Annotated in this window: 13 protein-coding genes and 2 riboswitches; of the genes, 4 read left to right on the plus strand and 9 right to left on the minus strand. The window is 32.2% G+C overall.

Annotated features, from left to right (window positions below):
* Together RQ907_RS03865 and RQ907_RS03870 are read right to left on the minus strand one after the other, a co-directional pair.
* Positions 1-740 (minus strand): carotenoid biosynthesis protein (locus RQ907_RS03865; protein WP_311492080.1); only part of this gene is annotated, 740 nt, incomplete at its 3' end.
* A gap of 63 nt (positions 741-803) precedes the next feature.
* Entirely contained in the window at positions 804-2,990 is a 2,187-nt protein-coding gene (locus RQ907_RS03870) for a hypothetical protein (RefSeq protein WP_311492081.1), read from the minus strand.
* A gap of 470 nt (positions 2,991-3,460) precedes the next feature.
* Here RQ907_RS03870 and RQ907_RS03875 point away from each other — a divergent pair, with 470 nt between their 5' ends.
* Positions 3,461-5,170, plus strand: coding sequence for a hypothetical protein (locus RQ907_RS03875; RefSeq protein WP_311492082.1), 1,710 nt, complete (start codon positions 3,461-3,463; stop codon positions 5,168-5,170).
* A gap of 177 nt (positions 5,171-5,347) precedes the next feature.
* Here the strand turns inward: RQ907_RS03875 and rlmD are convergent, their stop codons facing one another.
* Both rlmD and RQ907_RS03885 read right to left on the minus strand, forming a co-directional pair.
* Entirely contained in the window at positions 5,348-6,727 is a 1,380-nt protein-coding gene (rlmD, locus tag RQ907_RS03880; RefSeq protein ID WP_311492083.1) for a 23S rRNA (uracil(1939)-C(5))-methyltransferase RlmD, read from the minus strand.
* Positions 6,675-9,050 (minus strand): ATP-dependent DNA helicase, encoded by a 2,376-nt coding sequence (locus RQ907_RS03885; protein WP_311492084.1) that lies wholly within the window; start codon positions 9,048-9,050, stop codon positions 6,675-6,677. Before RQ907_RS03885 ends, rlmD begins: the two co-directional genes overlap by 53 nt.
* 55 nt (positions 9,051-9,105) lie before the next feature.
* Here RQ907_RS03885 and RQ907_RS03890 point away from each other — a divergent pair, with 55 nt between their 5' ends.
* Entirely contained in the window at positions 9,106-9,858 is a 753-nt protein-coding gene (locus tag RQ907_RS03890; protein WP_311492085.1) for a nitroreductase family protein, read from the plus strand.
* A 38-nt stretch (positions 9,859-9,896) separates the two neighbouring features.
* A riboswitch (THF riboswitch) is annotated at positions 9,897-9,982 on the plus strand.
* A 21-nt stretch (positions 9,983-10,003) separates the two neighbouring features.
* The gene (locus tag RQ907_RS03895; protein WP_311492086.1) at positions 10,004-10,519 is read left to right on the plus strand and encodes a folate family ECF transporter S component; all 516 of its coding nucleotides are present in this window, start codon (positions 10,004-10,006) and stop codon (positions 10,517-10,519) included.
* A 241-nt stretch (positions 10,520-10,760) separates the two neighbouring features.
* Here the strand turns inward: RQ907_RS03895 and RQ907_RS03900 are convergent, their stop codons facing one another.
* Entirely contained in the window at positions 10,761-11,462 is a 702-nt protein-coding gene (locus RQ907_RS03900; RefSeq protein ID WP_311492087.1) for a class I SAM-dependent methyltransferase, read from the minus strand.
* A 69-nt stretch (positions 11,463-11,531) separates the two neighbouring features.
* A riboswitch (TPP riboswitch) is annotated at positions 11,532-11,619 on the minus strand.
* 84 nt (positions 11,620-11,703) lie between these two features.
* Here RQ907_RS03900 and tenA point away from each other — a divergent pair.
* Entirely contained in the window at positions 11,704-12,372 is a 669-nt protein-coding gene (tenA, locus tag RQ907_RS03905) for a thiaminase II (RefSeq protein ID WP_311492088.1), read from the plus strand.
* Between the two features lie 53 nt (positions 12,373-12,425).
* Here tenA and RQ907_RS03910 read toward each other — a convergent pair whose 3' ends face one another.
* From RQ907_RS03910 to RQ907_RS03925, 4 genes are all read right to left on the minus strand, one after another.
* Entirely contained in the window at positions 12,426-12,935 is a 510-nt protein-coding gene (locus tag RQ907_RS03910) for a nucleoside 2-deoxyribosyltransferase (RefSeq protein ID WP_311492089.1), read from the minus strand.
* Positions 12,936-12,945: 10 nt separating this feature from the next.
* Positions 12,946-13,761: a TPM domain-containing protein gene (locus RQ907_RS03915; RefSeq protein WP_311492090.1), complete on the minus strand. Its 816-nt coding sequence runs from the start codon at positions 13,759-13,761 to the stop codon at positions 12,946-12,948.
* A gap of 20 nt (positions 13,762-13,781) precedes the next feature.
* Positions 13,782-14,369, minus strand: coding sequence for a LemA family protein (locus RQ907_RS03920; protein ID WP_311492091.1), 588 nt, complete (start codon positions 14,367-14,369; stop codon positions 13,782-13,784).
* Between the two features lie 23 nt (positions 14,370-14,392).
* The coding region (locus tag RQ907_RS03925; RefSeq protein ID WP_311492092.1) for a 4Fe-4S single cluster domain-containing protein at positions 14,393-14,705 on the minus strand (313 nt) is incomplete at its 5' end.

The raw sequence follows: 14,705 nt of genomic DNA on the forward strand, positions 1-14,705 counted from the left end.
TCCTTATTGCGAGCTATGCTAATATTTTGTCTATTTTTAATAAGGTTATCGCTTAGTTTTATAAGTATAAATATCCATAAAATACAAAAAGCTATAGATGAAAACCATTCATCGCTTATTTTATTCAATAAAAGAGCAAAAAAAGAGCAAATTCCCACATAAGCAACTCCACCTAAGCCAATTAAAATGGATTTTACAATGCTGATTTTCCTCTTATTATAATCTTTTTTCCAACTTCTTAAGGTCAAATAAACTATGGATGGGACTTCAAACATATATCCCAGAAAATTCACCCAAATTACTGACATAAACATATGGTGATTGACAACGAGATTTATTTCTCGACCGTCCCAGACCCAAAATCCACCATCTAGCCTAATTGCTACCACATCTAAAAGCAAATCCATTGATACTATTAGCCATCCTGCCAAAAGTGCTGTCATAAGTTCACTTAAGGAAAATTTCCTAGCTATCCTTAGGGCACAAACTGTTATTCCTCCCCACATTAATCCTCCAAAAAACGGGAACTGATAGGGTTTAAAACCTACACTTATAAAAAATTTATCACTATAGTGGTAAATATCTGTTAACCTAACTGCAAGAAGTTCTAATGAAAATCCAGCCAAGGCACCTGAAATTAGTAGTCCAAATTCCCTGTAATTTTTACTTTTATAGATGTCAGCAACTAGTAAAATAACTATAAAATAACAAATAAGTTCAAAACTATTTATCCAATTCATCCCCACCCCATATCGCTTTTTTTGAAAGTTTGATTTAATAAAATAAATATTAACTTGCTAAACTTATAAGTTTTCAAATTCCCTATTCATTTTAATCATAGTTTTTCTTGCAATTTTCATTACTTCAACATTTTCTTCTAGATTTTTTATCTTAATTTCATTATCTTTTTTACTCTTACTTTCTAGTCCATCACTTTTTAACCTCAAATCTACAAGATTTTTTTCGATCTTTCTAATATTCTCAGTATATTTTTCTAATACTTTGTATGAAAATTCGAAGTCATGATCATCATCTAAGAATATTTCCCTAAGAGACGTTAATAATTTTGCTGATTGAACTATGGCGTACTTCTTTCCTTGAAGTCCTGCTACTGTAATAGCTCCCACAAGCCCAGGTAAAATTCCTAAATTTAGTCCAATTGCAGCAATGCCTGGAGTTACAGTCAATCTTTTAATATCCAGCTTGAAAACTAGATCAAGATTTCTAATTTGCTTATTATATGATTTTCTAAGCCTGTCTATATAATCTTTCTCACAATACATACCTGTAAATTTTTCATTCAAAAATTTTTCCGCCTTTTCTTTATTAAATCCAATTATAGGATTATTTAAAGAATTATAGCGTTTGGATAAGACATATTCTTCCTTCTTATTCATTACAACTTTTAACGAATGATATGGTTCAAAAAGCATAGCCTCTAATAAAACTAACCTAAACCAAGGCTTTGTAGGATTTTGTTTAATGATTTTTTCTTCTAACTTATCCTCAGGATACCAATTAATCTTAGCTTTCTTAACTTGAGTGAAAATTTCAAATTTATTTGTAATTATTTGTTTCCACTCAGCTAGCCATTTAATTTTTAAATCAAAAATCTTGCCTTTAGTCATAAAATTATTGGTATTTTCTATATCATTTAGAACTACTAGATATTGTATATTAAATAATATTTCTATTTGTTCAAGACTCAATACAAGTTTTTTCATCTCGCCATTTGTCTTTACTTCCATTTCTTGATCAAAGGGATTTATAAAAGTTGTCCTATATATTTTTTCATAGGAAGCTTTTATTTTTTTAAGATTCCTCTTTTTTAAGCCATAACTTATATCAGTAGAAATAGCTAGAGCGAACCTACCAATGCCAACGTAATTAATTGATATCCAGTATTTTTGTGTTAAAATTGCTTCTCCTAAGTCAAGACCTGTAAAGACACCAGTTGAAATAGTTAACATCCTAGAAATTGTAGGATTATTTGTTGGTTTTACCGTATCCCAATCAATTTTTTTCATATCTTTCAATGAGGATATATTTTTCTCTCTAATTTCAAGGGCAAGGTGTCTTATGAAATAAAACCCTCTCACTATACATTCATTTGCAAGGACAGGAATAGCTTGTTTACCTAATTCTAAAGAAAGACCAAATTCACCACGCAAGTCAAACTTGATGATAGATTCTTCTATAATCTTGCCGTGCTCATCCCTCTTCATCAAAAGTGAACCATTAAAGAGTTTTGATAAAAAAACTGATATAGGCATCCTATCAGCCCTATGCTTTATCCTAAAAATAGGAAGAGCTGATATTTCCTTAGCCAAAGCAAGTATAGGACCCGGAATCCCTGTTCCTCCAGACAGTCCTGCTGTATTACTAGAGCCTGCCACATCACTTACTAAGTGAAAAAACCATGTAAGTGTGCCTTTTAAAATTTTTTCACCTATATTTTCACCTATTAGAACCTTGCTTCTTTCAGGAACATCAACGATAATAAAATTTCCATATACATCAGTTCCATAGGATTTTCCTGTAAACTGGGTTAGCATAGAAAAAACTAGACCTGCAAGGGTTGGATGGTGGGCAAAATCCCTCAAATGATGTTGAAGCCCTCCTCCAAAGTCAGGAGTATTTCCATCAGACGGTATTGGAAATCTATTTTCTAAAGCCTTTACTGCATCACCCAAATTCTCAAACTTTCTTCCTTCGACTAGCTCCGCAGTCTTTTTTACAAAGCTATCTACCTTTTCACTAGCTTGTTCACGTCCCCACGCTAAATCAAAATCTTTTACCCACACGATATCAAGCAAACCACAAACAAGACCACTCGCTATAGCCACTAGGTAATCAAATTTATCAGCCTTGCTGGCCAATAAATCAAGCTTGCTATCTAAGTCAAAAATTATTTCATCAATATCAAATTCCTCAAATCCTTTATCATAGGGAACAAGTTCGTACTTAATACCTAAGTTCTCACCGCACATTTATTCAAAATCCTTCCTGAATTACTAATAACAATAGATTTTTTTCGATTTTTATCTTGCTCTTATTGCCAAGATAACGATTTAAACATTATCAAGCAAATAAAAACGATAGGATTAGAAAAATAATACCGTAAATATTACAAGTAACCAACTTTATAAATTCCTAAAAACACGATACTCCTGACAAAAAACTAAAAAAAGATAAAATGAAGATACTTTAAGTCATGACAACCGTAACATGGTTAGCTTTTATGTTTAAAAATCTTTTTATTGTTTGTAGAAAGACCATATTCACAATACTCGCAGAAAAGATTTTTCATGCTAAAACCTCACCTTAACTATTAAAAGTATATTGTAAATTATCTTATATAGAAAAATTAAAATCCTTATAATTTATGCTAATAAATATAATTTTTATAGTTAAAAATATCTTTACAGAAGTATAGTATTATCATAAGAAGAGGTGAATTATGAAAGCTAATAAATATATTTTCCTAACTGTAGCCCTTGCTCTTTCTTTACTAACTAAGACAAGCTTAGCTAGTTCGGAAGTTCAAGGTCCTAGACATCCTATAATTGAAAACGAAAATTTATTAACAACTTCAAGTGAATATCTATCAGAAAAAGAAAATTTTTTAACTTATATAAAATCAATAAAAAACAGTTTAGCTTATATCAGTTCTGCAAACGAAATAAAGTCCTTATATGATAATGCTATAGCTTTTAATTCAAGAGCTTTAGATGCTGATAAACTAGAATGGATAAATTTTTCTTATAATAATTTAAAAGAAGACATAAACCTTATAGAAAAAATCGCTAATGGTACTTATAAAAATAAAGGTAATATAAATAAAGATTCAAAATATTTTAATAATCCTTTATATAAAATTCCATACTTAAGACTTGATAAAAACCAACAAGACCTATTAGATACCTTAGGAGAATCTAGTAAGGACCAGAATCCTATTACTGTATCTGATTTATCAAATTTAGATAACTTAAATTTTCTAGTATTTTTTAGTGACTGGATATATCCTTTCATGACTGATGAAGATAAGGTTGGGGTGATTTCCAATTCACCTGACTTGATAAAGGCCTTAGAAAATAATAGCAAATTATTTGAAAACTTTAGAAATGCTAGTTTTGAACAAAGAAATACACTTGGGAATGACTTGTTAAATAAGGATAAAATCACAGATGATATATCTTGGACAAATTTATTGACAAGTTCCATTGATAACAATCCAAATAGTAATAATTCTTTTTTAAAACTTATGGACAGTATTACTAAGAAAGATTTAGAAAACAGGAATCCCTACCAAAAATTAGGGGCCTTAGTTCAACCAATAAATCTTATAAATCTGGATCCTAGTGAAAATAATAAAAATTCCACACATATTATTTCTGGAAATATAGAGAAATCAAATGATTTTAAAGATTCTAATAATAAAAATAAAGAAGATAAGAAAAAAAATACTATTCAATCTATCGACTCTATTTTTCAAAAAAAAGAGAAAACAAGAGAAGCGTACGAAAAATTAACTGATAAACAAAAGCAAATCCTCAATCAGATTAATACTGACGGGAAGTATCCCCTAACTTTAGATGAAGTCAAAAAATCTGGCTTATTTAAAATACCCGTTAAAAATACTATATGGATTTACCCTTTTATGATTGATAGGAATAACAGTGGTGAAGTTGGGGAATATGACGGAGAATTTGATAATATGGAAGATGGTGAACCTTCCACTTCTAGTCCAGGTTATAATCCTAATCCTACTAACAATACTGTAGTTACAAATAATGTTAAACTTATAAATATTAATGAAATATCAACTTCGCCTGGGCCTATAGAAAATAAGGAAGTCCAAACTTCTAGTGAACCTGTTAAAAGCGATGAAGTATCGACTTCATCTAAACTTATAGATAATAACGAAATACTAACCTATACTGAACCTGTGAACAACAATGAAGTAGTAACTTATACTGAACCTGTAGCTAATGGTGTAGTTGAAACTTCAAAGGAAATTATAGAAAATTCAGTTCCTAAAACAATTACCCACAAAATTATTCCAAATACAAATGTTAAGACTGGCATTAAGGGCACAGGATATATTCTTATAATTCTGCTTGTAGCGGCACTAGCTTATTATTTTTCAAAAAAATTAAGCAAAAAATAAAATCAACCGATAATAGTATATAAAAAATTCTATCTCAAACCTAAATCCTCTAACAAAATAAAATGTACCCAAATACCTGGTAATTCAGCTATGAGGGTACATTTTATTTTGCCTTTTTCTTTTCTATTTTTTAAGAATATTATAATTACTTTTACTAAAGCCTATTTGATTTAATTTTTAAATATTTTCTTTTCTTATTAAAAGGGCTATAGTCTCCAAGTGTCTTGAATTTGGGAATTGATCGTAGATTTCGTAGTCTTTTATTTCATAACCTTTTTCCATGAAGGTTTTTAAATTTTCCATTTGGGTTTTTGGGTTGCATGAAATATAAACAAATTTCTTGCAGTCGATTTTTAGAATTTTTTCTAGAGATGCTGGACTAATTCCGGCTCTTGGTGGATCTAGGACTACCACGTCATACTGATTTCCAACTTTTTCTATTTCTTCAAGGACATCCCCACACAAAAAATTTACATTATCCAAACCATTTATTTTTGCATTTTCCCTGGCTTTTTCTACCGCTTCTTCTACTATTTCTATGCCAGTTGCACTCCTGGCAACACTTGCCATTAGTTGGGTGATAGTACCTGTTCCTGAATATAGGTCAAGGACATCCATTGTTTTATCAATTTCTGCCAGGTCAAAGGCCTTTTGGTAGAGTTTTTCAGCTGTAAAGACATTTGGCTGGAAGAATGAAAATGGAGATATCTTGAATTGAAGACCCATCATTTCTTCTGTTATATATTCCTTGCCGTAAATGAGTTTTATTTTTTCTGGTATAACTGCATCTGCTACTGAATCATTTAGAACATGGTAGACTGAAAAAATTCTTCCGTCCAAGTCAATATCCAAAAGCATATGTAAAAATAGCCTTAGCCTTGTATCGTCGAAAGTATTATCGCTTGTTGTTACCAAGATTACCATGATTTGCCCAGTGTGCATAGCTTTTCTGATGACTAGGTGTCTTAAAAGTCCTTCCTTAGCCATCTTATGGTAAAAGTCAGTTTCTTTTTTCCTAAAATATTCCTGAACCTTTGACCTTATGGTATTAAAATCAGAATCTACAATATTGCAAGCCTTACCGTCTACTATTTCATAAAATCTTCTTTCCCTATGAAGACCTAAAACAAGGGGGCCACCCTTTATAGAATCGCCAAAAGTGTATTCCATCTTATTCCTAAAACCTCTTGTGATTGGTGACCTATTTATACTTATGTCATTGGTATATTCAATGCCATTTTCTTTGAAAAGATCCTTTATCATGCCATGTTTTAGCATAAGTTCGGTTTCATAGGCAAGTTTTTGGTAAGCGCACCCACCACAAATTTCTGCCTGTGGACAATATTCCCTAGCATTTTCTAATTTAGATTCTTCTAGGAGTTCTATGTATTTTGCTTTTATCCTGTCCTTATTTTTCTTACCTGCCTTTACTCTTACAGTTTGGCCTAGAAGGCCTCCCTTAAATTCTACTTTTCTATTGTTTTCATCAAAACCTATTGAAATATTAGGATATTTCATCTGAGTGATTTTGAGATCTGTAGTTGGTCTTTTCTTCATCTATACTCCAAAATTTATTTATAATATCTTTAAATACTTTTTTATTATTTATCATAACTTGATTTGTCCAATGCTTTGGGAAAAGATTCATATATTTTTGCAAAGAATACCTATCATCTAAAAGATAAATTATACCCCTATCTTCTTCCCCTCTAATAACCCTACCAGCTGCTTGAAATACCTTATTAAGCCCTGGATAAGTATAAGAATAGTCAAAACCATTAAAACCTTCCTTGTCAAAATGATATTTAATCAAATCTCTTTCTTTAGATACTCCAGGCATGCCAACAGAAATAATCATCGAACCAATTAGCCTATCGCCAATTAAATCTACTCCTTCAGAAAAAATCCCACCGAGAACTAGAAAACCAACCTTGTTAGATTCATAGGTAAATTCGTTCAAGAATTCACTCCTAGATTCGGCTGTCATTAGCCTTTCTTGGATAATTATATCCTCGCCAAACTTATCCTTATAATATTCTGCCACATCTTCCAAGTAGGAATAAGAAGGGAAAAATATAAAGTAATTGCCTTTTTTGCTACAAACAAATTCGTTGATAGCCTCTGCAACCAAAGCAAGATTCCTATTCCTATCCCTATACCTAGTTGAAATATTTTTTTTGCAAATCAAAAGATGATCAGGATTAAATGGCATAGCCAATCTCAATTTAAGAGAATCTTCACCTGCCAAAGCCTTTAAAAAATAAGTCATAGGCGATAGGGTTGCTGAGAAAAATATAGCAGACCTAGCGAGTTTGTATTTATTTTTAAGGACTTCCCTCGGGTCTACACACTTTATTTCAAATGTACGCTCCATACTATCTGGGTCATAGGAAATCACATTATAAAATCCGTCTGTAAAATAATCCGAAATTTTCAAATACTTATTTACTTCAAAATAAAGGTCTAGCACCAAATCATAGGCGTCATGGTCAATTTTTTCTACCAAAAATTTCTCCATACTCTTTGACAAGGACATCAAATCCTTGTCTAAAATATCTATGTAATCATTTGTGAAATAATAGTAATTTTTATTCGTAATTTCGCCCAACTTATAAAAATCATCTACAATTTGACCAAATTTTTTTCTTAATTTTCTGTCCTTCTTCTCATCCAAAAGTTCGATTAAAGTTGTAAAAGTAGAATCTTTAAAAGAATAGGAATACATATCTCTTGTTCTTTCTAAAAGATTGTGGGCCTCATCAATTAAAAATACATAAGAATCTATTACCTCTTCAAAAAATCTCTTTAAAAATACATTTGGATCAAAAACATAGTTGTAATCACAAATTACAAAGTCTACATAAAGGCTTACATCAAGTTCAAATTCTAAGGGACAAACCATATACTTTTTAGCATACTCAACAATTATATCATAATCTATAATATTTTCATTCTCTAAAATATCTTTTAAGGCATCATTTACCCTATCAAAGTGGCCCTTAGCATAGGGACAATCGATAGGATTGCAAGAGACTTCATCATTTAAACAAATTTTTTCCTTGCTTGTAATATGTAAGGCTTTTATAAAAAGTCCCTTGTCCTCTAGTAAATCTAGGGACTTTAAAGCTTCTTTTGCGATGGTATTTTTACTTGTCAGGTAAAAAACTTTATCGGTCAGACCTTCTGGCATCGATTTTATAGTTGGAAAAATCGCAGAAATCGTCTTGCCAATCCCTGTTGGCGCATCTACAAAAAGATTTTTCTCATCTAGGATTGCTGTATAAACAGCCACTGCCATCTTCCTCTGACCTTTTCTATAAGATTCGTAAGGAAAATTCAAATCCTTAATGGACAAATCTCGATTTTCTTTATTGGCTGCCAAAATTTTAGAAAAAGTTATATATTCATCTAAGAGCTTAAAATAAAATTCTTTTAGGTCTTGGAAGGTAAAAGTTTTTTCGAAAATTTTTGACTTATAATCATCAACAGATACATAAGTTAGAGAAATTAGCATCTGATGTAAACTTTTATCAAAGGCATAAAAATAGGCATAACACATAGCCTGAGCCCAATGGAGTTTATTATCATCTGTCAAATCTTCTAGCTTCCTAGATGTTGATTTTATCTCATCTATAAGGTTGAGTCCATCTTTTTTACCAAGTCCGTCTGCCCTACCTTCAACCTCAAAAACTACATCCTTATAGGTTGTAGTATTTTTAAGTTTATATTCTTTTTTATAAGTCTTATCGTACTTAGCTTGAATTTTTTGATGAGCTCTAATACCTTCTATCATCCTAGTATTGTCCCTAAATCTGTTGTCAATATCTCCAGACCTCATAACAAATTCAATTAAGTTTCTAACAGATGTCCTTATTTTCATAACTTCTCCTAAGTTTACTATACTCCTTTGGGTATAAATTAAGAAAGGAGGCACTATGAACCAAACTATTAAAAACCAATTAAAACACAGAACAATTAGAGAATTTACAGGTGAAAAAATAGACGACTCTACAATAAAAACCCTATTTGATGTGGTAAATATGTCTGCATCTTCAAACGGTATGCAAAATATGTCGGTAATTAGAATTACAGACCAAGATATAAAGGAAAAATTAGCAAAAAATGGTAACCAGGCCTACATGGCAAGGGCGACAGAACTTTGGATATTCATTGTAGATTTAAAAAGAAACTACGAAATAGCTAGGGAATTAGGAGCTGAAAATGATACAATGATAAGTTTTGATAAGTTTATCCAAGGCTTTACTGACGCAATTATAGCAGCCCAAAATTTGACAATAGCAGTTGAATCTTTGGGTCTTGGAGCGAATTATTTTGGCAATATCCATAACGATACAAAGAAAGTTATAGAAATATTAAAGATGCCAAAACTTACTTATCCTGCAGTAGGCGTAGGCTTTGGTGTTCCAAACCAAGACCCTCAAATAAAACCAAGGCTAGATATAAATTTAAAAACTTTCGAAAATTCCTATAAAGTTTATGATTCTTACCTAGGTTTAATCAAAAATTACGATGAGGAAATGACAACTTATTATGATCTTAGAGATTCTGGTAGAAAAAGTGAATCTTTTTCTAGCCAAATTCCTAAAAAGCAAGGAACTACTATTAAAAATAGGAATAAAATGTTTGAAACCCTTGTAGATCAAGGATTTGTTTTAAATCCATCTTAAAATTTTGAAATTTTCTCCAAATAGTTTATAATTATCATATCAGAGTAGATAAAGAGCGATTAGTGCTGGAAAATGGGTTGTTGTTTCCAGACGAAACTTCCGATTCTTTATCGCAACCGCTGACCTCTGATAGAAAGGGGAAAAAATGAATAAAAAAATTAGTGTTGATTCACTCGTGAAGGCTGCCATGCTTACAGCTTTATCAATTATCTTTTCAAGATTTTTTGGTATCTTTATCACACCTTCAATTAAGTTTTCTTTTGGCCACTTGCCATTAATGCTAGCAGGTATTATCCTAGGCCCACTTCCAGGCGCCCTTGCTGGACTTGCTGCTGACTTAATAGGTGTTGCAATTAATGCTGGAGGCACACCACACTTTGGATTTACCTTGGTATCTGTTTTAACTGGTCTAGTTCCTGGACTTATAACAGAATACTCAAAGGGTAGAAACATTTCTATGAAGGTTCAAATTGGACTTATGGTATTTTTTGTATTTTACATATGCCATATGTTCTTAAATACCTTATGGTTAAGTCAATTGATGAATACACCTTACAAAGTAATGTTAGTTTCACGTTTTATAAAAGTTTTAATAGACGGAATCATAAACTACATCTTGTTGTATTTTATAGTAACTAAACTTGTACCAAAAATAAAATAAATATTTTAAAATGGGGCTATTGCAAATTGTGAATAATTATCGTCCCATCATCATAGGGTTCTCTCTCAAAGTTTCATGTTTAGCCCGCCGGCTCATGGATGCGAAACTTCACGAGAAAGAAGCCCGTCGGCTCATTGAGACCCTATGATGATATCGGGACGATTTATTCATTCTGCAACAGCCCCTTTTCAAATATATAATTAAAAAAATTCATTACCATGTTTAAAATGTCACTATAATCTTATTTTTGACCAACTATTGCAACATAAGATCCCTTGTCATAGCCTTCTTGGGCTTCTTCTACATAATCATCAGAATAAGCTGGATCTGTGGTTAGGGTTTGGTAGAATTTAAAATCTTTAAAACCTACCTTTTTAAGTACATCACGTTTATGAGGGGTTGTTGTCATAACAGTATTTGTAACAAGTTCTATTAGATATGGTGATTTTGGTAAAATCCCCTCAAAATTTGGTAAATCAAAAGTTTTTGCATAGGCAGCAAATTGATATAGGATACCGAAGGAACTTTCCTTAGGAACATCTATTACGACAATGTGTCCACCTGGTTTTAAGGCCTTGTAAACAGTTTTGTAGGCACTTTCCAAGTCTTCTATATAAGTTGATGAACCATTTAGGTAAATGCAATCATAATAATTATCTTCTAATTTTGCATCCTCAATTATGCCAATTTTTACATTTAAACCTCTTTTTTCAGCGATTTCAGCCATATCTTTTGATGGTTCCAAACCATCTGTAATTGTAAGACCCCTATCTTTTAAAGAAACTTCAAATAGACCACTTCCACAACCTACTGAAAGAGATTTTTCTGTATTTACACTTTTTAGAGCCATTTCTACAACATTTAACTCTGTTAAATACATATTTTCATTTTCCATAAACCATTGATCATACTTATTGGCTAATCCGTCAAATTTTGCTTTCATCTTATTCTCCTAACTTCCGTAATTTTTTTAATTAAAAAACTCTTTTTTCTTATATTCGGAAAAAAGAGTTGAAATCGCTTTTTATTTCCCTACGAAACTACTAAGTTTATCAGGTTAGCGGGTATAATCTCAGCACTTGGCACCCCGAATACAAAAGAGATATTTAATTGTTAATTATATTATATCAGCTTTATGGAAAATTTAAAGTAGAAACGGGTATGATTTAGGTATTGGAGGACTTATGAAATTTATTGACTACTTATATGAACAAACAAAAGACATCTGGCAAAACCTTTATAACCACCCTTTCGTAGAGGGCTTGATAAGGGGTGACCTTGAAATATCAAGATTCAAATACTATCTTGAAGAAGACTACATTTACCTTTGGGACCACGTCAAGATTTTTGCCATAGGTCTTACAAAGACTAATAATAAGGAAATAATCCGAAAGTTTGCTTATCTCATAAACAATTGCATGGAAAATGAAATGGCAATCCACCGTGGTGTAATGAAAGATTTTGACATAGATATAAAAGAAATCGAAAATAAACAAGCAAACCTAACCAACCTTTCCTACTCAAATTACAGAATATCCCAATCTCTACTAGGTGGTTATGAAGAAATATTAATGGTACTTATGGCTTGCGATTTGGGATATGTCAATATTTTTAGGCATATAGATAAGATAAACCCTCAAGCCAAAAACCACGAAATTTACGGGAAATTTATAACCGGCTACCTTGATCCAGTTTATCTTTCATATGTAGATGGAACAATTGATGAAATCAATGAACTCGGTAAAGACATGACAAAAGAAAAAAGGGATGCTCTAATAGAAATTTTTAAAAATTGTCTAACTTATGAGCTTAAATTTTGGGATATGGTCTATAATAAGGGCGATTTATTTTAACAAAAAGGTGATGCGAAGAATAGTTTTTTTATTCTTGAGCATCACCTTCTAAATTAACATTTATTTTCTGCCATAAATTTATTTATACAATCTACAACTTCTTTCTTAAATGAGTCATCACCTGCATAGCCTACTATCAAGTGGCCGTGCTCTTTTACTTTTCCTACTACCATGAGGTTTCTGTAGAGTTTGTTTTCCCCAGTGCCCTGGTATCTCATATCTGTAATTATTCCAATTATCATCCTTGGAAAATCAATATCATGGTCTTTTTCAAATTCTGCCATAACTCCATGAGCCATTATCTCAGCTGCTACTCCATCGTCAATTGTTAAACCGTCTAAGTTTGCAATTAAGATGTTTGATTCTTTTAAATGGGCTGTATCAGCTTGTGATATTTTAATATCAGTAATTATGGCATCATTGTTTTTCTTATCGTTTATATCTGCATTTCTTTGTGGAACATAAAGTTCTAGGTCTGTGTTATTTTCTATATATTGAGCTAAGTCTTCTGTCCACCTAAACATCGCATCATTAAAAAAATGACTTGCTACATATCCCTTCAATATTTTCTCCTTAAAAATTTCTTCCAGCTCCGCCTCCACCAGATGATCCTCCACCTCCGGAAAATCCTCCGCCAAAGCCACCTGATGAACCGCCTCCAAAACTAGAGCCTCCCCAAGATGACCATCCAGATCCTAACCATGAATATCTTCTCCTAGATCCTCTACCACCTCTGTAATTGTTATTATTTAGCATATTTGAAAATATTATGAAAATAACAATTATAAATAAGGTGGTGCCTAGTGATAAACCACTGTCTTCGTTAGATGAATTTGCTAATTCTTTTTGGTAGCCTGTGTAATCTTCTTCAAGTTCTATACCATATTCATCGACGATTTCGCCAACGACAGCATTAAAACCTTCATTAATGGCTTTAGAATAATCTCCTTGCTTTAGTTTATCGAGCATGAAAGAATCGATTATCCTACCAATTTTGCCATCATTTAGTCTGCCTTCTATTCCGTAACCTGTGATAATATTTATCTGGTTTTTTCCTTTTTGATCCGATTTTAAAAGCAAAATTAAGACACCATTGTCTTTATTCTTATCTCCTATCTTCCAGTCGTTAAAAATTTCTGTACCGTAGGATGCTCCGTCAAGCCCTTCAGGATTTGGAAGAGCAGCAACTACCACCTGGCTTCCTGTCTTATCTTCAAGTTGCCTATTTGTTTTGTTGATATTTTCTCTAGTGGTTTCATCTAAAATATTTAATTCATCTAGGTAATAATTATCTGTTGGCTTTGGGATACTGGCGTAAGCCTTGGTTTGAAAAAGGCAGAAAAATATTAGGAATACTAGCCGGAGCCTATTGTATTTTGCCTTTCTCATGACTTCTCCTTTGTCTTTTCCTAATTACCAAAATTTACTTTTGGCGCTTCTTGAGCACTAGCGTCTGCCTTAAAGTATTCAGCTGGGTCATAACCTGTAAATTTTGCTATTAGATTAGTTGGAAATCTCCTAATATCAGTATTATAAGCTTGAACAGCTTCGTTATAATTCTTTCTTTCTGTAGAAATCCTATTTTCGCTTCCTGCTAGTTCATCCATTAGTTGGATAAATTGGGTATCTGCCTTTAATTCTGGATAGGCTTCTACAACTACATTTATATCACCGATAGCTTTTGTAAGTTGGTCGTTAGCCTCAGCTAGTTCTTTTGGATTCTTGGCATTTTGGACACCTGCTCTTGCATTTGTAACTTCCTTTAAGGTATCTGACTCATGGTCAGTATAACCCTTAACTGTATTAACAAGGTTTGGTATCAAGTCTGCCCTTCTTTGAACTACATTCTGTACCTGAGCGTAGGCTTGATTTACACTTTCACTCCTCCCTGCAAGTCTATTATAAGTTGGAACTATCATAAGTAGGACAATTACAATAACAGCTATTATTGCAATTATTATCCCTGCTGATCCTGATCTTTTCTTTTTCTTAATCATTTCTACCTCCTAAATATCTTTTATTATTTATACCCATCTAGGATGATAATATCATTATTTTCGAGTGATTTTTTTACATCTATCACCCTCTGATTAGAAGAACCCCTAAATCTAAGACTCAAATCTTTTAAGTCTTCGATAAATTCTCCATCAACTAGGACGTCAATTTCTTCTAGGATTTCACGAGCCAAGGCAATACTTACTAAGTCATCATAGACAAAACCGGTATAGACCCAAATAGACTTAGAAACTTCTTTTTTTATATTTCTAAGTGCCTGTAAAAGACCTAGAGGATTCTCAAAAGGTTCCCCTCCGAGAACAGTGAGTCCCTCCACC

Origin of the sequence: uncultured Anaerococcus sp. (genome assembly GCF_963510575.1) — a bacterium.
GTDB lineage: Bacteria > Bacillota > Clostridia > Tissierellales > Peptoniphilaceae > Anaerococcus.

Coding starts and splice junctions, on each gene's coding strand:
- RQ907_RS03870 (WP_311492081.1), bottom strand. CDS start 2,990: ATGTGCGGTGAGAACTTAGGTATTAAGTACGAACTTGTTCCCTATGAT.
- RQ907_RS03875 (WP_311492082.1), top strand. CDS start 3,461: ATGAAAGCTAATAAATATATTTTCCTAACTGTAGCCCTTGCTCTTTCT.
- rlmD (WP_311492083.1), bottom strand. CDS start 6,727: ATGAAGAAAAGACCAACTACAGATCTCAAAATCACTCAGATGAAATAT.
- RQ907_RS03885 (WP_311492084.1), bottom strand. CDS start 9,050: ATGAAAATAAGGACATCTGTTAGAAACTTAATTGAATTTGTTATGAGG.
- RQ907_RS03890 (WP_311492085.1), top strand. CDS start 9,106: ATGAACCAAACTATTAAAAACCAATTAAAACACAGAACAATTAGAGAA.
- RQ907_RS03895 (WP_311492086.1), top strand. CDS start 10,004: ATGAATAAAAAAATTAGTGTTGATTCACTCGTGAAGGCTGCCATGCTT.
- RQ907_RS03900 (WP_311492087.1), bottom strand. CDS start 11,462: ATGAAAGCAAAATTTGACGGATTAGCCAATAAGTATGATCAATGGTTT.
- tenA (WP_311492088.1), top strand. CDS start 11,704: ATGAAATTTATTGACTACTTATATGAACAAACAAAAGACATCTGGCAA.
- RQ907_RS03915 (WP_311492090.1), bottom strand. CDS start 13,761: ATGAGAAAGGCAAAATACAATAGGCTCCGGCTAGTATTCCTAATATTT.
- RQ907_RS03920 (WP_311492091.1), bottom strand. CDS start 14,369: ATGATTAAGAAAAAGAAAAGATCAGGATCAGCAGGGATAATAATTGCA.